Source organism: Halosolutus sp. YCN4, from assembly GCF_059736495.1.
In genome coordinates, this window is the sequence record NZ_JCASSM010000003.1 from 478536 (window position 1) to 497185 (window position 18650).

Below are 18650 nucleotides of genomic sequence, written 5' to 3' on the forward strand. Positions count from 1 at the left end.
CTACTGGGCCTCGTCTACCAGCTTCGAGACTTCCACGTAGTCGAGGGGGTTCGTTTCCTCGGTCCGAATGAGGTTCTCGTCGTTGATTTCGAGGGAGAGACCGTCGAGCCGTTCGGCAACGGCGGTGATGTCCTCGTCTTCGGCCCCGACCGCCTTGATGAGGAGGTTCTCGTGGCCCGTCATCAGTTCGGTCACTTCGACGACCTGTGGCAGTGCCATCGCCTCCTCGGCCACGGTGGAGCGATCACTGATCGACGCCGTACAACTGAAGTGGAAGTAGAGGCGGAGCCCCGTCCGATCGAAGTCCGTCGACGCCGCGTAGCCGGTGATTACGCCCGCCGCTTCCAATCGTTCCATGCGATTGTGAACGGTATTGTCGGAGACGCCGATCTTCTCGGCCAGTTCGATCGCCTTGTACCGAGCGTTCTCTTGCAGCAGGTTGAGCAACTGCCTGTCTACGTCGTCGAGCTGGTACGCCGTCACAGGTGCCCGTGGTGGGCCGCACCCTTTTGCTTATTGATAGTCCACATTTCTCGGGATCGAATCTCGATAGTTCTGGAAGCCGGCGGCTGACTAGGAATAGTCGAACTACCCAGTGCTATTCACTAAGTGATCTCGGAAATTAGTGGAATGATTTTCCCTATTATGGAATTTTAGCTCGATAATACACATAATATCGTCTAACTGTGGAGATATCGAATCCACCAACCGTGGGTTTTTACGCACGGGCAACCACGCTTCCGTGTGAACAACGCAGAGCACACCACGGTCTCGACGATGGACACGTACGAACCCGACAGGATCACCGAGGCCATCGTCAGTGCGGTCGCCGACGCAGAAGGGGCCTCACCGCTGGAGTTGCGCCCGCTGGCCACGGTGATCGACCCGGACGCCCTGGCTGCCCTCTTTCGAGACAGCAAAAGCGGAGTGAGCGTTGCGTTTCACTATCACGGGCACCGAGTCCGTGTGTGCGGCGACGACCACGCCGCTGTAGAGGTTCGTGATGACTGACGACGGGTTCTGGAAGTACTGTGTGAACTGCGGGGCGACGCTCGGCATCACGGACTGGCCGCCGGTCGTCGAAGCGACCACCGACGGCGACGAAACGCTCATCCAGTCGTTTTGTGACGACGAGTGCAAGAGAGCGTGGAACGACAGCGCGTAACAGGTTGCGGTGCCGGTCCGTGTTCGAAATCGCTCCGGACACCCCATCCGTCACTCCCGTTACGAGATTTCCTGCGCGTATCGCACGTGCATCCTCTGCGCGACGTGACGAACGCTATCCGGACGGCCCGTATCCACCGCGAACCAGTCATCGGAAGTGTCTATTCGCCGCGAGTGACGTACTCGACTACGAACATGTGTCAATCGTTACACTCTCGACCGGAGACCGGCCGAAGAGGCGACAGCTGGTACGATATCGGCCGCCCGATTCGATCCGATCGATCGCGGATCGTACCATAAATTGCCACCAAATTGGGAAAACTCATTCACACGTGAGTTGCGACTCGTGGGGGCCGTTCGCAACCTTCTTTATTCGGTCGAGTGACCCACCAGATAGCAATGGCTGTACTCTGGCTGGAGGAAATCAGCGCCGACGACCTCGAGACGGTCGGCGGCAAAGGTGCGTCCCTCGGCGAGTTGACGGGTGCCGGGCTCCCCGTCCCACCCGGATTCGTCGTGACCGCGGGAACGTACCGCTCGTTCATCGAAGAGGCGAACATCGACGAGGAACTGTTCGCCGCCGTCGACGTCGACGTCGACGATTCGAGCGCGCTCGCTGACGCCGCCGAGCGCGCCCAGGAACTGATCCTCGAGACGCCCTTCCCCGACGACCTCCGCGAGGAGATCGTCGAGTCCTACCGCGAAATCGGCGACGGTGAGGCGTTCGTCGCGGTCCGCTCGTCCGCGACGGCCGAGGACCTGCCCGACGCGTCCTTCGCCGGCCAGCAGGAGACGTTCCTCAACGTCACCGAGGAGAACCTGCTCGATCGGGTCCGGGAGTGCTGGGCGTCGCTGTTCACGCAGCGGGCGATCTACTACCGTCAGGAGCAGGGCTTCGACCACTCAGCCGTCAACATCGCGGTCGTCGTCCAGCAAATGGTCGACGCCGAGAAGTCGGGCGTCATGTTCACCAGCCACCCGTCGACGGGCGATCCGACGATGATCATCGAGGCCGCCTGGGGACTGGGCGAGGCCGTCGTCTCCGGCGCCGTCTCGCCGGACAACTACGTCGTCGAGCGCGACGATCGATCGATCGACGTGACCGTCGCCGAGAAGAAGGTCATGCACGTCAAAGACGAGGAGACCGGGCAGACCGTCGAACGCGAGGTCTCCCAGGACAAACGGAACGCCCGGGTCATCGACGACGACGAGATCGACGCCCTCCTCGACCTCGGCGAGCGCGTCGAGGACCACTACGACCAGCCACAGGACGTCGAGTGGGCGATCGCCGACGGCGAGGTCTACATGCTCCAGTCCCGACCGATCACGACGATCGACGACACCGGGGAGGGGTACGATCCAGGCGAGAGCGACGCCGAGGCGACGGCCGGACTCACCGACGGGAGCGGCAGCGTCCAGGCCGCCGAGGCCGGAAGCGCCACAGAGCCGGAAGAGACCGGCGAGGTCGTCGTCGACGGACTCGGCTCGAGTCCCGGCACGGTAAGCGGCCAGGCTCGGATCGTCACGAAACTCGACGACCTCGCCAAGGTCGGCGAGGGCGACATCATCGTCACCGAGATGACGATGCCGGACATGGTGCCCGCGATGAAACGCGCCGCGGGGATCATCACCGACGAGGGCGGCATGACCAGCCACGCCGCGATCGTCTCGCGGGAACTCGGCGTCCCGGCGATCGTCGGGACCACGAACGCGACGACCGTCCTCGAGGACGGCCAAGTCGTCACGCTCGACGGCGACAAGGGGTCGGTGCTCGAAGGGCAGGCCGTCGAACCGGACGAGGAGACCGAACCCGTCGAGGAGGTCCGGCCGAAATCGCCGGTCAAGCCGATGACCGCGACCGAGGTCAAGGTCAACGTCTCGATCCCCGAGGCCGCAGAGCGCGCGGCCGCGACCGGAGCCGACGGCGTCGGACTGCTGCGGACGGAGCACATGATCCTCTCGCTGAACCAGACGCCGGAGAAGTTTATCGACGAAAACGGCGCCGACGCCTACACCAAGGAACTGATCGACGGGATCCGCGGCGTCGCCGACGAGTTCTACCCGCGACCCGTTCGCGTCCGGACCCTCGACGCCCCGACCGACGAGTTCCGCCAGCTCGAGGGCGGCGAGGACGAACCCACCGAACACAACCCGATGCTCGGCTACCGCGGCATCCGCCGCTCGCTCGATCGGACGGACGTCTTCGCCCACGAACTCGAGGCGTTCCGCCGCCTGTACGAGATGGGCTACGACAACGTCGAGATCATGTTCCCGCTGGTCAACGACGCCGAGGACGTCTACCGCGCCAAACAGTGCATGACGGAAGCCGGGATCGACCCCGAGAAGCGCAAGTGGGGCATCATGGTCGAGACCCCCGCGTCGGCGCTCGCGATCGAAGAGATGGCCGCCGCGGGCATCGACTTCGCTTCGTTCGGTACGAACGACCTCACCCAGTACACGCTGGCGGTCGACCGGAACAACGAGAACGTGGCCGATCGCTTCGACGAACTCCACCCGTCCGTGTTGCGCCTGATCGGCGACGTCATCGAGACCTGCCGCGAGTACGACGTCGACACGAGCATCTGCGGACAGGCCGGTTCCAAACCCGAGATGGTCCAGTTCCTCGTCAACGAGGGTATCAGTTCGATCTCGGCGAACATCGACGCCGTCCGCGACGTCCAGCACGAGGTCAAGCGGGTCGAGCAGAAGTTGCTCCTCGATTCGGTCCGCTAGCGCGTCGTCCCGACCGGCGACTGCTCGCCGTCCCGTGCCGACGGCCGACGCGGAACGGACGTCGGTCCGGCAACGACGAGACCGGCCACGCCCGTCGTTCCAGCGGTACGATCGGCCGGTAAACGCAAGTAATAAACCGTTGACCGTCATCGCACGTGATATGCAAGCCGAGCCGCAAGCGTTCGATCGGGTGCTCTCGTCGATGTGTACGGAGCCACACCCGGTAGCGCGCGACGCGGCCGAACGATTTCTCGCGACGAACCCCGGCGATCCCGGGACGTATCCCACCGTCACGGCGCTCGAAGACGACGCGATCGCGATGCTCGGCGAGATCGCCGGGCTGGACGATCCGTCGGGGTACGTCGCGAGCGGCGGGACGGAAGCGAACCTCCAGGCCGTCCGCATCGCTCGCGAGCGTGCGGACACGGCGACGCCGAACGTCGTCATGCCCGAATCCGCCCACTTCAGTTTCCGGAAGGCGGCCGACGTGCTCGGGGTCGACCTCCGGATCGTCCCGACCGACGCGGACCACCGGGTCGACCTCGAGGCCGTCCACTCCTGCGTCGACGCGGAGACGGCGCTGGTGGTCGGCGTCGCGGGGACGACCGAGTACGGTCGCGTCGACCCGATCCCGGAACTCGGCCGCGTCGCACGCGAGGTCGACGCCATGCTCCACGTCGACGCCGCGTGGGGCGGGTTCGTCCTCCCCTTTACGGACCACGAGTGGAACTTCTCGCACGCGCCGGTCGACACGATGGCGATCGATCCCCACAAGATGGGGCAGGCCGCCGTCCCGGCCGGCGGATTGCTCGTCCGCTCCGCGGACCTGCTGGACGAACTCGCCGTCGACACGCCGTACCTCGAGTCGACCGCCCAGGCGACGCTGACCGGAACCCGATCGGGTGCGGGGGTCGCGAGCGCCGTCGCGGCCATGGAGGAACTGTGGCCCACCGGGTACCGGACGCAGTACGTCCGCTCGCAGAACAACGCCGAGTGGCTCGCCGACGCGCTGGAAAAGCGGGGGTACGAGGTCGTCGATCCCACCCTGCCGCTGGTCGCGGCGGACGTCCCCCGATCGACCTTCGACGCGCTCCGTGACCGGGGCTGGCGCATCTCCCGGACCGGGACCGGCGAACTCCGGGTCGTCTGTATGCCCCACGTCACCCGGGAGTTGCTCGCCTCGTTCGTCGCCGATCTCGATCGACTCGAGGTACGCGCGAGCGTCCCGGTCGTCTGCGACGACTGAGACGGATTGCTGACCCGAGGTCTCGGCGCACCCGCAGACGGGTCGCCGATGCGCCGGAACTGACGGGCGACAGTCCGTATGAACGACGACCGGGCCGCGAAACCGATACGCGTTTTTGACTCACCACCCCAGGTGAGCGCATGACTTTCGATCGACACGACGGGGTCGCAGTCGTCGGCTTCGCGACGATCGTCGCCCTCTCGTTCGTGGCCGAACCGACGCTTCTCTCGGCCGCCCTCGGCGGGTTCCTCCTCTCGATCTCGGTCTGGCGACTCTACGAGGGGCGGCCGTGGGAGGCGCTGGCTTGGCTCGCGTGGGTCGGGGCCGCGGTCGCGCTCGTCCTCGCGCCTGGCGGAGCGGCGTTCGCGATACTGGTTTTCGGACCGCTACTGGCCGGAGTGGGGCTGCTCTTCGCCAGCCGCCGCGATCTCCTCCCGCTGATCTGGGACGCCGATCGAGGTCCGACCGGCGAGTAGAGTAGAACGCCGACGGCGAAAGCGGCGACGGGCCCGTAAACGTCGATCGCCGGGGAACGATCGGAAACGTGAACGAGAACGCGGCGTGACGGCCGTCGGTGCTGACGGCTATTCGCACCGTCGACTGGTCTGCCCGTACTGTTATAGTAGCCACTGAAAGTCAGTGCACACCCGATCGCACGACGGCTGTGCGATCGATGTGTTACTCGTTTCAGTTGTTACTATAGCTTCTGTTTGAGGACGTCGAACGGAGAGAATCGGTTGTGATTCCGCCCGTCGCGATCGGGCGGGCGGTGACGATCGGACTCGGTCGGTCTACCGAATCAGAAGAACGTTCCCTGCAGGAACGTGATGTACTCCCGGATAGCGAGGTACACCGTGTAGAGGAGCACCACCGGGACGACGAACCGGACGACGTTGATCCAGTACGCGTCGAAGCCGTTGTTTCCGCCGCGTCCCTGCCCGAGTTCGTCGAGGGCGTCGGGGGCGTAGATCCAGCCGACGAAGATGGAGAGCACCAGCCCGCCGACGATGAGCAGGATGTTGTTCGCGAACAGGTCGTAGGTGTCGAGGTACGTCAGGTTCGTCGCGGTCGGAATGCCCACGACGAAGATGATCGCCGCCAGTCCGAGCGTCGCCGGAACGCGATCGACGTCGAACGTGTCCACGACGAACGAGACGACGACTTCGAGGATGCTGAACGCGCTGGTCAGCGCGGCGATCAACAGCATAATGAAGAAGATGCCACCCACGATCGTTCCGGCCGGCATGGTCTCGAACGCTGTCGCGAGGCTGATGAAGACCGCGCCCGCGCCGCCGCCGCCGGTTTCGAGGTTGACGCCCTGTGAGGCGAGGAACGGGAAGGCGACGAAGCCCGCCAGGATCGCGATGAACGTGTCGATCGCGACGATGATGAGCGAATCGTTGAGCAAGTTCCGGTTCTCGCCGAGATAGGAGGAGTAGGTGATCATCACGCCCATGCCGAGCGACAGCGTGAAGAACGCCTGTCCGGCCGCGGCGGGCAGGATGTCGACGGCGTCGGAGACGAACGTGTCGACGTTGGGCGAGAGGTAGAACTCGTACCCGGCGCCCGTGTTCGGGAGCGTCGCGGCGTACACGGCGAGGCCGACGAGGAGCACGATGACGCTCGGCACCATCAGCTTGGCCGCCCGCTCCAGTCCGTCGCGGACGCCGAGGGAGACGATGCCGGCCACGAACGCCATGAAGACAGCGTGGTAGATGATCGCGTTCGTCCCGGTCGCGGTCTCGAGGAAGAAGGCCTCCGCGTCGCCACCGTAGCCGCCGGTGAAGCTGGCGACGATGTACTGGAGCACCCAGCCGCCCACGACGCTGTAGTACGAGAGGATGATGAAGCCGGCGACCGCGCCTATCGCCCCGGCGAACTTCCACGACGGGTGGCCGAGGCGTCTGAACGCGCCGATCGGGTTCCGCTCCGACCGCCGGCCGATCACGAACTCGACGAGCATTACAGGGAGTCCGATGAGCGCGACGAGGAACAGGTAGACCAACACGAACACTGCGCCACCCGATTCGGCCGTCAGGAACGGGAACCGCCAGATGTTTCCGAGTCCGACTGCGCTACCAACGGCGGCCAGGATGAATCCTGCACGGGTCGCCCACTGTTCGCGCGGAATATCGACTGAACTCATACCACCCGCTTTCACCGTATTTATCAAAAGTCCACTGAATCGTCCGCGCGAGTAATCGCCGTATTCACGCGTTATGTGAGGTATACCACACGTTTCTGGAAATGCATTATGTAATATAATATACGGTTCAGTTGATCGGGCGAGACTATATCGATCGGTAACGACTGCCGATCCGGCTCCCGGTCGGCGGCGACCGGCAGCTTCCTATCGATCGAAAACCGGCGGGTTTTACGCCCGGCACCCACTCATGACGCATATGAGCAACGACTTTCCGACGGAGAGACCCGCGGTCGTGACCTGCGGGTTGCCGTACGCGAACGGCGACCTGCACGTCGGCCACCTTCGAACGTACGTCGGCGGCGACGCCTTCGCACGAGCGCTCGAGACGCTCGGCCAGGAGACGGCCTACGTCTGCGGATCGGACATGCACGGCACACCGGTCGCCGTCAACGCCGAGAAAGAGGGCGTCGACCCCGAAGAGTTCGCCCTGGACTGGCACCGCCAGTACGAGGAGACGTTCCCACAGTTCAACGTCGAGTTCGACAACTACGGCCACACCCACGACGAGACCAACGTCGAGACCACGCAGGACATCGTCCGCACGCTGGACGAGGAGGGGTACATCTACGAGAAGGAGATTCAGGTGGCCTACGACCCCGAGGCCGACCAGTACCTGCCCGATCGCTACGTCGAGGGGACCTGCCCCTACTGCGGCGCGAAGGCCCGCGGGGACGAGTGCGACGAGGGCTGTCAGCGCCACCTCGAACCCGGCGAGGTCGAGGACCCGACCAGCACGATCACCGGGAACCCGGCCGAGTACCGCGAGCGGACCCACAAGTTCTTCGAGGTCTCGGCGTTCGCGGACTACCTGACCGAGTTCCTCGACGACCTTGAGGGAACCTCGAACGCCCGGAACCAGCCGCGCCAGTGGATCGAGGACGGCCTGCAGGACTGGTGTATCACGCGCGATATGGACTGGGGGATCGACTACCCTGACGGCGAGTCGGACCTCGTCCTCTACGTCTGGGTCGACGCGCCGATCGAGTACATCTCCTCGACCAAACAGTACACCGAACGCGTCGGGAGCGACGAGTACGACTGGGAGCAGGTCTGGAGAGAGGAGGGCGAAATCGTCCACGTCATCGGCCGGGACATCATCCAGCACCACACCATCTTCTGGCCCGCGATGCTCGAAGGGGCCGGCTACAACGCACCCCGGGGAGTCGCCGCGACCGGCTTCATCACGATCAACGGGAAGGGGCTCTCGACCAGTCGGAATCGGGCTATCTGGGCCAAGGAGTACCTCGACGAAGGATTCCACCCCGACCTGCTCCGGTACTACCTGACGACCACGGGCGGCCTCCAGCAGGACGTCGACTTCTCGTGGGACGCCTTCCAGGAGAAGGTCAACGGCGAACTCGTCGGCACCGTGGGCAACTTCTGGTACCGATCGCTGCTCTTCGCCTACCGGAACTACGAGGGGACGCCGGAGGCCGACGTCTCCGAGGAGGTCCGCGAGCGCATCGAGGGCGCGATCGGCGAGGTGCGCGAGAGCGTCAACGACTACTCGCTTCGCGGCGTCGGGCAGGCCGCGACGCGACTCGCGCAGTTCGGCAACGAGTACATCCAGCGCAACGAGCCCTGGAAGCTCACCGACGACGACCCCGAGGAAGCCGCGCAGGTCATCCGTGACTGCGTCCAGATCGCCAAGGCCGTCGCCGTCCTGCTCGAGCCGATCGCCCCCGACAAGGCCCAGCGCCTCTGGGAACAGCTGGGCGAGGACGGCGACATCGCCGACGCCCACCTCGAGGACGCCCTCGAGGCGCCGCCGCGGACCTTCGACGAACCCGGGGAACTCTTCGAGAAGATCGAGGACGATCGCGTCGCGGAACTGAACGAGAAGCTCGAGGAACGCGTGGCGGACGCAGCCGACGATGACGACGAGGCGGAAACCGAAAGCGACGACACCGCCGCGGACGAATCCGCAGGCATGGCAGACACCGACGATCTCGAGCCGCTACTCGAGGACCGCATCGGCTTCGAAGACTTCCAGGAACTGGACATCCGCGTCGGCCGCATCGAATCGGCCGAGGGGATCGAGGGCGCCGACGACCTCGCGCGCCTCGAAGTCGACATCGGCTTCGAGACTCGCCAGGTGGTCGCCGGGATCAAGCAACTGCACGACCTCGACGAACTGCCGGGCCAGAAGTGCGTCCTGCTGGCGAACATGGAACCCGCGGAACTGTTCGGCGTCGAGTCCAACGGCATGATCCTCGCGGCCGGCGACGAGGCCGACCTGCTGACGACCCACGGCGACGCCGCGATCGGCGAGAAAATCCGATAGCGACCTAGAACAGTCCCGTCACGGTCCCGTCAGCCTCGAGGTCGATCTCGAGTGCAGCCGGCTCCGACGGGAGTCCGGGCATCGTGAGGACGTCACCGGTGAGCGCGACGACGAACCCCGCGCCTGCCGAGGGTCGGAGTTCCCGGACCGTCAGCTCCCATCCCTCCGGCACACCGTTTTTCGACGGATCGTCGCTGAACGAGTACGGCGTCTTCGAGAGACAGACCGGGGCGTCCGCGAGCCCGATCGATTCGAGTCGATCGAGATCGGCGCGGGCGTCGTCCGTGAAGGTGACGCCGTCCGCACCGTAGACCCGGGTCGCGACCGTCTCGATCTTCTCGGTGACCGGCGCGTCGCGGTCGTATATCGGTTCGAACGGTTCGTCGTGCTCGTCGACGGCGTCGTCGATCGCCGTCGCGAGTTCGATCCCACCGTCGCCGCCATCCCGGTAGACCGTCGATTCGGCGGCCCGAACGCCGAGGCTCCCCCGACAGTGATCGAGGATCGCGTCGACTTCGGCGTCAGCGTCCCCGGGGAACCGGTTGACGGCGACGACGACCGGAACGCCGAACGCTTCGAGGATCGCGACGTGCCGATCGAGGTTCTCGAAGCCGGCGCGGACGGCGGCGACGTCGGGTTCCTCGAGGGCGTCGAACTCGACGGGCCACATGTCCTTGCCGTGGTACTTGAGCGCGCGGACGGAGACGACCAGCGCCGCGGCCGCGGGCTCGATGCCGGCGGCCGGAGCCACGATGTCGAAGAACTTCTCGGCGCCGAGGTCCGCACCGAAACCGGCCTCCGTTACGACGTAGTCGGCGAGTGCGCCGCCGACCCGGTCCGCGACGATCGAGTTCGTGCCGTGAGCGATGTTCGCGAACGGCCCCCCGTGAACGAACGCCGGCGTCCCCTCGATCGTTCCGACGAGGTTGGGCCGGAACGCGTCCTTGAGCAACACGGCGACCGCGCCGGTTACGCCGAGGTCGTCGACGGTGACGGGGTCGTCCGCGGCGTCGTAGGCGACGATGATGCTCCCGATCCGGTCTTTCAGGTCGGCGATCCCGTCGGCCAGACAGAGCACGGCCATGAGCTCCGAGGCCGCCGTCAGGACGAACCCGTCCTCGCGTGGCGGCCCGTTGGCCGAGCCACCGAGTCCGACGACGAGTTCGCGTAGCGCGCGATCGTTGACGTCTATCGCCCGCGGCCAGACGACCTCGGTGGGATCGACGCCGAGGTCGTTCCCCTGGTGGACGTGGTTGTCGAGCGTCGCCGCAATCACGTTGTGCGCGGCCGTGACAGCGTGGAGGTCCCCCGTGAAGTGCAGGTTGATGTCCTCCATCGGGAGGACCTGGGAGTAGCCGCCGCCGGCCGCGCCGCCTTTGAGCCCGAACACCGGCCCGAGCGAGGGCTCGCGGATCGCCGCGACTGCGGTCTTGCCGAGCCGATCGAACGCCTGTGCGAGGCCGACGTTGGTCACCGTCTTCCCTTCACCGCGTGGCGTCGGCGTCATGCCGGTGACGAGGACGTACCGGGCGTCGGCCGTCGATCGCTCCGAGAGTTGTCGGGTGGTCTCGGCCGTGAGTTTGGCGACGGACTCTCCGTACGGATCGAGGTCGTCGGGTTCGAGACCGAGCGCGGAAACCACGTCCTCGATCGGCCGTTCGGTCGCCGCGCGCGCGATCTCCGCGTCCGATGGTATCGGTTCGTCGGGAGAATGTGTGCTCATAGGAGCCGATACGCTGATATGGGGGTCAAACCCAGGTCACGATTACCACGCCGCGGGAACGACGGCCAGCGACGTCGGTCGCGCCCGCCGACGAGGGCGAAGTGACGAAGACGACGATCGGCGAGAAGGTCCGGTAACGGGTACCGGGGCGGTGTCGTCGAGCGTCGTGTGATTCTCCCCGGGCCAGCCGTTTGTCGCGTTCCGATCGGTCGCGTCGCGACGGGTCCGAGACCGCTTTGCAGCAACCCGCACGTCTATACGTGCTCCCTCCTACTGTCGCCTGTGCGATCAGCGCTCGGCTCCCCGATGGCCGATCGACCGATCTTACGACGGACGCTGGCGCCGATCGTGGGTTTCGTCGCGATCGTCACGGCCGGCGTCCTCGGATACGCGACTCTCGACGGCGTCGGACTCGTCGAGGCGGCGTTCTGGCTGATCGATCCGACGAGCATCGAACTTCACTTCGAACAGCACGATGGACCGGTCCGGGCCGTCAAGGCGTACGCGATCCTGGTTACGGTCGGACTGGTCCTCTCGGGCCTGTGGATCGGCGAAACGGTGCTCACTGCGGCGTTCGGCGGACAGATTCGAGCGGAGGTGACACGAGCAACAATGCGTCGACAGATCTCTGAACTCGAAAATCACGTTATCGTCTGCGGCTACGGGATGTTCGGACGAACGATCGCGAACCGTCTCACCGACGGCGGGCGAGACGTCGTCGTCGTCGAATTCGACGAGGACACCGCCCGTCGAGTGCGAGACGACGGCCACCTGCTCGTCGAGGGCGACGCTAGACGCGAGGGCGTACTACGAGACGCGGGGATCAATCGCGCGTCGAAACTCGTCGCCGCGATCGACGACTCGAACATCACGATCCAGATCACGATCGTCAGCGGGACCGCGGAGAACACGCCGGAACTGCTCGTCCGCGTCGGCGAAGAGATGTACGAGTCGGTCGCGAGGGAAGCCGGCGCCGACGAGGTCGTCATCCCCGAGGTTGTCAGCGGGCAACAGATAACTCGACTGCTCGAGGAGTCGTCGGAGTGAGACTCGCCTCGACGGCGAGACGGATCAGACCTCGTCGACCAGGGTCGAGAAGTCGTCCGTGTCGACGACCTCCATGGTCTGGCCGTCGAGGCCGTGACGACGGAGCGTGAGCGCGCATTTGAACGCCGCCTCGTTGTCACCTGCCTCGAACAGGGCGAGGAAATCCCGTTCCCCGAGGATCGCGTACGAGTCCAGCAGTTCGGCGTTGTGCTGTTCGAACTCGGTCCTGACCGCTCCCCAGATCGAGGCCATCTCCTGTGCGTTCTGGACGTCCCGATCGGCGAGGTCGATGAGCGAGGCGTAGGTGGGCACGTCCGACGGGACGGACGGCACTCGGAAAACGGTTGACGTGGCACAGGACGGGCGCTGAAACTATAGATCAAAAATAAACTCTAGAACGAGTAAGTCACCCATCTTTTTGCCGGTGCCCGCGATAGGGGACGACATGAGAAACGCCAAGATCGTCTGTACCCTGGGGCCGGCCTCGAACACCAGGTCGGCGATCCGGAACCTCGCCGACGCGGGCATGTCCGTCGCCCGCCTGAACGCGAGCCACGGCAGCCGCGAGGACCGGGCCGAACTGATCGATCGGGTCCGGGCCGTCGACGACGAACGCGACGAACCCGTCGCGGTGATGCTCGACATGCAGGGCCCAGAGATCCGCACCGCACCGCTTCCCGAGGGCGAGACGGTCCGCCTCGAGACCGGTTCCGAGATCGTCTTCGCCGAGGGCGAGGACGCGACTCCCGATCGGGTGGGCCTCTCCTTGCCGATCGACGCCGTCGAGGCGAGCGATCGCATCCTGCTCGACGACGGATTGATCGAGACGACCGTGATCGAGACGACCGTGATCGAGCATGACGACGACGGGATCCGCGCCCGGGTCGACACCGGCGGCAACCTCGGCGGTCGCAAGGGCGTCAACGTTCCCGGCGTCGACCTCGATCTCGACGTCGTCACCGAGTCCGATCGGAAGGACCTCGAACTCGCCGCCGAGAAGGACGTCGACTTCGTCGCGGCGAGTTTCGTCCGGGACGCCGAGGACGTCTACGAGGTCAGCGAGGTCCTGGAGGACCTCGGCGCGGAGATTCCGATCGTCGCGAAGATCGAACGCGCCGGCGCGGTCGACAATCTGGACGAGATCGTCGACGCCTCCTACGGGATCATGGTGGCCCGCGGGGACCTCGGCGTCGAGTGTCCGATGGAGGACGTCCCGATGATCCAGAAGCGGATCATCCGCAAGTGCCACGAGGCGGGCAAGCCGGTCATCACGGCCACGGAGATGCTCGACTCGATGGTTCACGCGCGCCGTCCCACCCGGGCCGAGGCCTCGGACGTCGCGAACGCCGTCCTCGACGGCACCGACGCGGTCATGCTGTCGGCCGAGACCGCGATCGGCGACCACCCGCCCGCAGTCGTGGGCGCCATGGACAGCATCATCCGCGAGGTCGAGGGCTCCGCGGAGTACGACGAGTTACTCGAACAGCGCGTGCCCGCGTCGGGCGACGCGCGGACGGACGCGCTGGCTCGATCGGCCCGCTTCCTGGCGCGGGACATCGGCGCGGACGCCGTCGTGGCCGCGACCGAGTCCGGCTACACGGCGCTGAAGACGGCGAAGTACCGACCCGGCGTGCCGGTCGTCGCGTCGACGCCGAGCCACCGCGTCCGCCGGCAACTCGCGCTCTCGTGGGGCGTGACGCCGCTGTACGCCAACGTTTCCGATCAGGGCGCCGGCGCCGTCGTCGAGAAAGCGGTCCAGGCGGCGCTCGACGCGGGGGTAGCCGAAAGCGGCGATACGGTCGTCGTCCTCTGTGGAATGATGACCGAACTCGAGGGCGCGAACACGACGAACATGCTCAAGGTCCACGTCGCCGCGGAGGCGCTGACGACCGGCCGCGTCGTCGTCGAGGGACGCAGTTCCGGGCCGCTCGTTCCGATCCGGGACGGGGATCTCGCGGGGGTTCCCGACGGCGCGATCCTCGCGCTGCCGGCCGAGTTCGACGACGAGTTCGAGGGCGACCTCACGAAGATCGGCGGTCTCGTCGACGCCCAGCGGGGCATGACCGGCTACCCCGCGCTGGTCGCCCGCGAGATGGAGATCCCGATGATCAGCGGCGCGGACCTCGTGGACGAGGCCGACGGACGGACCGTGACCCTGGACGCCGAGCGCGGCGTCGTCTACGGCGGGGACACCCGCGACGGGAGCGATCGGGCCTGAACTCGCGCGTCGCGGCGTCGACTCCCTCGCGGCACGTCGGCTCGAGCCCCGTCGCGCTCGGACCGCGGATTTTTGGCCGTGGCCGTTCTGATGTGACGTATGGCAGAGGACGCGTCCGGTGACGACCGCGACGGACGGAACGGCCAGTCGGACGGACCGCGAGACGTCACGGCGGAAGACTGGCAGACCGATCGCGACGACGCACGGACGCCCGACGATGGCGCGGACGCCCTGGCTGACACACCGGCCCGGCGTGACGGGGACGACGACTCCGGTCGCGTCGGTGTCGGCGACGATCGGGCCGAGCGCGATCGGATTCCGATCGATCTCTCGGGGCCGGGCGACGATGGGGAGCGGGGCGACGAGTCCGGGGACACGGACGAGGACGGATACGTCCCGGAGCCGAGTTCGACCCCGATCGAGGCCGGCGATCCGACCCTCGAGCACGCGATCTTCGTCCTGCTGGGCGCGATCGCGATGATACTGGTCATTATCCGACTGCTGGCGCTTCCACTTGGTTGAAATCCACCCTCGCTGGCCAATAAACCTTTAATCGGGCTGAGACCCTAGCTGTTCGTATGCTCGAACTCCTCGTGGAAAATATGGCCCTCGCGCTGCTTGCGGCGGGGCTCGTCCTGATGGGGCTGGAGGCTCTCTCGCCGGGAGCCCACCTCATCGTCATCGGGATCGCACTGGTCGGTGCGGGCCTCGTCGGGATCGTCTTTCCCGGCACGGTGGGCCCGCTGGCGCTGGCCGCGCTCACGCTCGTGATCGGGATCGCGGCGACCTACGTCTACCGCGAGTTCGACTTCTACGGCGGGAAGGGGACGGCACAGACGTCGGACTCGAAGTCCCTGGCCGGGTCGACGGGCTACGTCACCGAGACCGTCACGGCCCGCGGCGGCGAGGTCAAACTCGACGCCGGCGGCTTCGCACCGTACTACAGCGCCCGAACGACCAGCGGGACGATCGAGGAGGGCGAAGAGATCATCGTCCTCGACCCCGGTGGCGGGAACGTCCTGACGGTCGAATCGCTCGGCGCGATCGGCGAGGACGAGATCGATCGCGCGCTCGCACAGGAGTCGGCCGCCGCCGATCGGGACGCGGATGCCGGCGCGTCGACCGCACGCGACGGGTCCGACGAGTCCGACGAGTCGGCGACCGAAACGGAATCGAGTCGGTCCGACTGATCGCCCCCGCCGGACCGGCCGATCGGGATCAAGTTTCTTGTCAGTGAAACAAGGGAACCCTTTTCATCCCCCCACCGTAACACTGAAACATGGAGCTACTCCCACTGCAAACCGGTGGTGCCCTGCTGTTCATCGGTGCCCTCCTCCTCGTCGTCGTCATCGCCGCGCTTCTCAGCGCGATCGAGATCGTCAACGCCTACGAGAAGCGCGCGCTGACGGTGTTCGGCGAGTACCGCAAGCTGCTGGAACCCGGGATCAACTGGGTGCCGCCGTTCGTCTCGAACACGTACCGGTTCGACATGCGGACACAGACGCTGGACGTGCCCCGCCAGGAGGCGATCACGCGGGACAACTCCCCCGTGACCGCCGACGCGGTCGTCTACATCAAGGTGATGGACGCGAAGAAGGCGTTCCTCGAAGTCGACGACTACAAGAAGGCCGTCTCGAACCTCGCCCAAACGACGCTGCGTGCCGTGCTGGGGGACATGGAACTCGACGACACCCTGAACAAGCGCCAGGAGATCAACGCGAAGATCCGCACCGAACTCGACGAACCCACCGACGAGTGGGGGATCCGCGTCGAGAGCGTGGAGGTCCGCGAGGTCAACCCCTCGAAGGACGTCCAGCGCGCGATGGAGCAACAGACCTCCGCGGAGCGGAAACGCCGTGCCATGATCCTCGAGGCCCAGGGTGAACGCCGCAGCGCCGTCGAGAAGGCCGAGGGTGACAAACAGTCCGAGATCATCCGCGCCCAGGGTGAAAAGCAAAGCCAGATCCTCGAAGCACAGGGTGACGCCATCTCGACCGTCCTGCGCGCCCGTTCGGCCGAATCGATGGGCGAACGCGCGGTCATCGACAAGGGGATGGACGCCCTGACCGAAATCGGCCAGAGCGAATCCACGACGTTCGTCATGCCCCAGGAACTGACCTCGATGGTCGGCCGCTACGGCAAGCACCTCTCGGGCAGCGACGTCAAGGAAGACGGCGACCAACTCGAAAGCCTCGAGTTCGACGAGGAGACCCGCGAACTGATCGGCCTGGACGACATCGCCGAGATCATCGGCGAAATCGACCAGGAAGCGGAGATGGACGTCGAAGCGATGGAACAGGAGGCCCAGGCGATCAAGCAAGGCGAGGATCCGTCGACCATCGCCGACCCGGACGAGGTCATCGAGGAGATGGACCAGGACTTCCAGGGTCAGACCGACGGCGGAACCGACGCGTCGGCGAGCGACGCCGACGAATCGAGTTCGAACGACTGATCGGCCGGTTCCCGGATCGGCCGTCCTCGAGGACGAACCGGTGATTTTTCGTCGGCCGTAACAGTCACGATTCGGTGAGCGAAGCGGAGCGAAACCGGTTTTACGACTCGGCCCATCCCCGACTGTAGAGACACGATGGTATCGCCCGACGGGGTCGATGACGACAAACGGGCAACCCTGCGGCGATTCGCCGCCCTCGGGGCCACTGCTCCACTCTCCCGGTTTTCCGAAACGGCGAGCGCCGAGACGGGGGAGAGCGACGCCCGTGACGCGATCGCGGGCTACCTCTCGACGACGCCCGGGGCACACTTCTCCAAGATCCGGGACGACCTCCGGCTCGGAACGGGTGAAACCCAGCACCACCTCCGCCAACTCGAGGAGGCCGGGGCGATCGAGCGATACAGCGACGGCGACTACAAGCGGTTCGTCCTGGCGGACCGGTTCGACGAGTTCGAAAAGGACGCGCTGGGCTATCTGCGCCGATCGACGCCCCGGGGCATGCTGATCGAACTCCTCCTGGATCCCGACGCCACCGCCGGCGACCTCGCGGAGGCACTCGAGGTGTCACCGCCGACCGTGAGCAAGTACGCGGGCGAACTGGAGGAGGCGTCCCTCCTCTCGCGCGACGACGGCTACGCGGTCGAGCGGCCCGAAACGGTGTTGCTCCTGATCGTCCGCCACGCCGACTCCTTCGGCGAGCGGGCGATGACGCTCGCCCGCGAAGCGAACGACCACCTCGAGTACACCGGCTAGGAATCGCTTCGAACGCGTTGTTCTCACGCGGTCAGTCGATCGACACGGTATCCAGAAGCGCCGCGAGCGACTCGAGTTCGTAGGTCGCGTCCGCAGGACGCTCGAGACCCCGGTTGTGCGGACGACGCAGGAGGGCAGTCTCGAGTCCGGCCGCAGTGCCCGCCGTCACGTCTTTCGGGAAGTCGCCGACGTAGATGCCTCGATCGATGCCGAGGTCGGCGAGGGCGCGCTCGACGTAGTAGGGATCCGGTTTCCGTCGCCGGTAGCCCTCGAACGTCGGTTCTCGCCCGCGAACGACGTCGAACGTGATCCCGAATTCGCTCTCGAGGTACTCGGCGACGAACGACGCCGTCTCGTGGCGGTTGTTGGTGACCAGTCCGATCGTCGTTCGGCCTCCGAGATCGGCGATCGCGTCGACGTCGTCGTAGAGTTCCCGGTCGCCCGATCGGATCCGCTCGTGGGTCCCCGCGGAGGCGTAGTGCTCTTTCAGTCCCCAGAAGCGATCGGGGTCGATTCCGAGGTCCGCACACGTCGCCTCGATGCCCTCGAGATCGTGTTGCCGGAGGGTCCGCCGCTGGACTGGCGTCGGGTCGGCACCGAGGTCAGCGAGGGCGGCGTCCGCGGCGGCGTCGTAGACCTGCGGGTCGGTCCGGGGACCCTCGAGGATGACCCCGTCCATATCGAAGAGGACCGGTTCCATGTCGCCACACTGTGGACGCCCGCGAAAAAGACGGTTCGGTATCGCTGTCGGGGGTGTGCGGAGCAGTGACTCCTGCACAGCGGCCGTGACGTCGTGGAGAAGGGGAAAGAGAGCGCGCGTGCTG

At 66.0% G+C, this 18650-nt stretch carries 17 protein-coding genes; 12 read left to right on the forward strand and 5 right to left on the reverse strand.

The window, feature by feature from the left end; translation table 11 throughout:
- Positions 1 to 483 (reverse strand): Lrp/AsnC family transcriptional regulator, encoded by a 483-nt coding sequence (locus AC6I6X_RS12850; protein WP_497930920.1) that lies wholly within the window; start codon positions 481 to 483, stop codon positions 1 to 3.
- 261 nt (positions 484 to 744) lie between these two features.
- Here AC6I6X_RS12850 and AC6I6X_RS12855 point away from each other — a divergent pair, with 261 nt between their 5' ends.
- The 5 genes from AC6I6X_RS12855 (at position 745) to AC6I6X_RS12875 (ending at position 5619) form a co-directional block, all read left to right on the forward strand.
- Complete coding sequence (locus tag AC6I6X_RS12855) at positions 745 to 1011, forward strand: HalOD1 output domain-containing protein (protein ID WP_497930921.1); 267 nt, start codon at positions 745 to 747, stop codon at positions 1009 to 1011.
- Positions 1004 to 1165 (forward strand): DUF7576 family protein, encoded by a 162-nt coding sequence (locus AC6I6X_RS12860; RefSeq protein WP_497930922.1) that lies wholly within the window; start codon positions 1004 to 1006, stop codon positions 1163 to 1165. The genes AC6I6X_RS12855 and AC6I6X_RS12860 overlap by 8 nt, the downstream gene beginning before the upstream one ends.
- Before the next feature lie 398 nt (positions 1166 to 1563).
- On the forward strand, positions 1564 to 3897 hold the full coding sequence (gene ppsA, locus AC6I6X_RS12865; protein WP_497930923.1) for a phosphoenolpyruvate synthase: 2334 nt from the start codon (positions 1564 to 1566) through the stop codon (positions 3895 to 3897).
- A gap of 160 nt (positions 3898 to 4057) precedes the next feature.
- A complete protein-coding gene (gene mfnA, locus AC6I6X_RS12870) occupies positions 4058 to 5143 on the forward strand; it encodes a tyrosine decarboxylase MfnA (RefSeq protein ID WP_497930924.1) in 1086 nt (361 codons plus the stop codon).
- 140 nt (positions 5144 to 5283) lie between these two features.
- The gene (locus tag AC6I6X_RS12875) at positions 5284 to 5619 is read left to right on the forward strand and encodes a hypothetical protein (protein ID WP_497930925.1); all 336 of its coding nucleotides are present in this window, start codon (positions 5284 to 5286) and stop codon (positions 5617 to 5619) included.
- A 323-nt stretch (positions 5620 to 5942) separates the two neighbouring features.
- Here the strand turns inward: AC6I6X_RS12875 and AC6I6X_RS12880 are convergent, their stop codons facing one another.
- On the reverse strand, positions 5943 to 7289 hold the full coding sequence (locus AC6I6X_RS12880) for a sodium-dependent transporter (RefSeq protein WP_497930926.1): 1347 nt from the start codon (positions 7287 to 7289) through the stop codon (positions 5943 to 5945).
- 247 nt (positions 7290 to 7536) lie between these two features.
- Between AC6I6X_RS12880 and metG the strand changes: the two genes are divergently transcribed.
- Positions 7537 to 9633 (forward strand): methionine--tRNA ligase, encoded by a 2097-nt coding sequence (gene metG, locus AC6I6X_RS12885; RefSeq protein WP_497930927.1) that lies wholly within the window; start codon positions 7537 to 7539, stop codon positions 9631 to 9633.
- A gap of 4 nt (positions 9634 to 9637) precedes the next feature.
- Here metG and AC6I6X_RS12890 read toward each other — a convergent pair whose 3' ends face one another.
- Complete coding sequence (locus AC6I6X_RS12890; protein ID WP_497930928.1) at positions 9638 to 11356, reverse strand: formate--tetrahydrofolate ligase; 1719 nt, start codon at positions 11354 to 11356, stop codon at positions 9638 to 9640.
- A gap of 306 nt (positions 11357 to 11662) precedes the next feature.
- On the opposite strand from AC6I6X_RS12890, the gene AC6I6X_RS12895 reads away from it, so the two are divergent.
- Entirely contained in the window at positions 11663 to 12403 is a 741-nt protein-coding gene (locus AC6I6X_RS12895) for a potassium channel family protein (protein WP_497931289.1), read from the forward strand.
- Positions 12404 to 12427: 24 nt separating this feature from the next.
- On the opposite strand, the gene AC6I6X_RS12900 is transcribed toward AC6I6X_RS12895, so the two are convergent.
- Positions 12428 to 12715, reverse strand: coding sequence for a GYD domain-containing protein (locus tag AC6I6X_RS12900; RefSeq protein ID WP_497930929.1), 288 nt, complete (start codon positions 12713 to 12715; stop codon positions 12428 to 12430).
- A 133-nt stretch (positions 12716 to 12848) separates the two neighbouring features.
- On the opposite strand from AC6I6X_RS12900, the gene pyk reads away from it, so the two are divergent.
- From pyk to AC6I6X_RS12925, 5 genes are all read left to right on the forward strand, one after another.
- Positions 12849 to 14621: a pyruvate kinase gene (gene pyk, locus AC6I6X_RS12905; protein WP_497930930.1), complete on the forward strand. Its 1773-nt coding sequence runs from the start codon at positions 12849 to 12851 to the stop codon at positions 14619 to 14621.
- A gap of 99 nt (positions 14622 to 14720) precedes the next feature.
- A complete protein-coding gene (locus tag AC6I6X_RS12910) occupies positions 14721 to 15143 on the forward strand; it encodes a DUF7312 domain-containing protein (protein ID WP_497930931.1) in 423 nt (140 codons plus the stop codon).
- 56 nt (positions 15144 to 15199) lie between these two features.
- Entirely contained in the window at positions 15200 to 15811 is a 612-nt protein-coding gene (locus tag AC6I6X_RS12915) for an NfeD family protein (protein ID WP_497930932.1), read from the forward strand.
- An 89-nt stretch (positions 15812 to 15900) separates the two neighbouring features.
- Positions 15901 to 17073, forward strand: coding sequence for an SPFH domain-containing protein (locus AC6I6X_RS12920; protein WP_497930933.1), 1173 nt, complete (start codon positions 15901 to 15903; stop codon positions 17071 to 17073).
- Positions 17074 to 17208: 135 nt separating this feature from the next.
- Positions 17209 to 17826, forward strand: a complete 618-nt coding sequence (locus AC6I6X_RS12925) for a winged helix-turn-helix transcriptional regulator (RefSeq protein ID WP_497930934.1) — start codon at positions 17209 to 17211, stop codon at positions 17824 to 17826.
- Between the two features lie 31 nt (positions 17827 to 17857).
- Here AC6I6X_RS12925 and AC6I6X_RS12930 read toward each other — a convergent pair whose 3' ends face one another.
- Positions 17858 to 18526 (reverse strand): HAD family hydrolase, encoded by a 669-nt coding sequence (locus AC6I6X_RS12930; RefSeq protein WP_497930935.1) that lies wholly within the window; start codon positions 18524 to 18526, stop codon positions 17858 to 17860.
- Positions 18527 to 18650: the final 124 nt, after the last annotated feature.

Coding starts and splice junctions, on each gene's coding strand:
- AC6I6X_RS12860 (WP_497930922.1), top strand. CDS start 1,004: ATGACTGACGACGGGTTCTGGAAGTACTGTGTGAACTGCGGGGCGACG.
- ppsA (WP_497930923.1), top strand. CDS start 1,564: ATGGCTGTACTCTGGCTGGAGGAAATCAGCGCCGACGACCTCGAGACG.
- mfnA (WP_497930924.1), top strand. CDS start 4,058: ATGCAAGCCGAGCCGCAAGCGTTCGATCGGGTGCTCTCGTCGATGTGT.
- AC6I6X_RS12875 (WP_497930925.1), top strand. CDS start 5,284: ATGACTTTCGATCGACACGACGGGGTCGCAGTCGTCGGCTTCGCGACG.
- AC6I6X_RS12880 (WP_497930926.1), bottom strand. CDS start 7,289: ATGAGTTCAGTCGATATTCCGCGCGAACAGTGGGCGACCCGTGCAGGA.
- metG (WP_497930927.1), top strand. CDS start 7,537: ATGACGCATATGAGCAACGACTTTCCGACGGAGAGACCCGCGGTCGTG.
- AC6I6X_RS12890 (WP_497930928.1), bottom strand. CDS start 11,356: ATGAGCACACATTCTCCCGACGAACCGATACCATCGGACGCGGAGATC.
- AC6I6X_RS12895 (WP_497931289.1), top strand. CDS start 11,663: ATGGCCGATCGACCGATCTTACGACGGACGCTGGCGCCGATCGTGGGT.
- pyk (WP_497930930.1), top strand. CDS start 12,849: ATGAGAAACGCCAAGATCGTCTGTACCCTGGGGCCGGCCTCGAACACC.
- AC6I6X_RS12910 (WP_497930931.1), top strand. CDS start 14,721: ATGGCAGAGGACGCGTCCGGTGACGACCGCGACGGACGGAACGGCCAG.
- AC6I6X_RS12915 (WP_497930932.1), top strand. CDS start 15,200: ATGCTCGAACTCCTCGTGGAAAATATGGCCCTCGCGCTGCTTGCGGCG.
- AC6I6X_RS12920 (WP_497930933.1), top strand. CDS start 15,901: ATGGAGCTACTCCCACTGCAAACCGGTGGTGCCCTGCTGTTCATCGGT.
- AC6I6X_RS12925 (WP_497930934.1), top strand. CDS start 17,209: ATGGTATCGCCCGACGGGGTCGATGACGACAAACGGGCAACCCTGCGG.
- AC6I6X_RS12930 (WP_497930935.1), bottom strand. CDS start 18,526: ATGGAACCGGTCCTCTTCGATATGGACGGGGTCATCCTCGAGGGTCCC.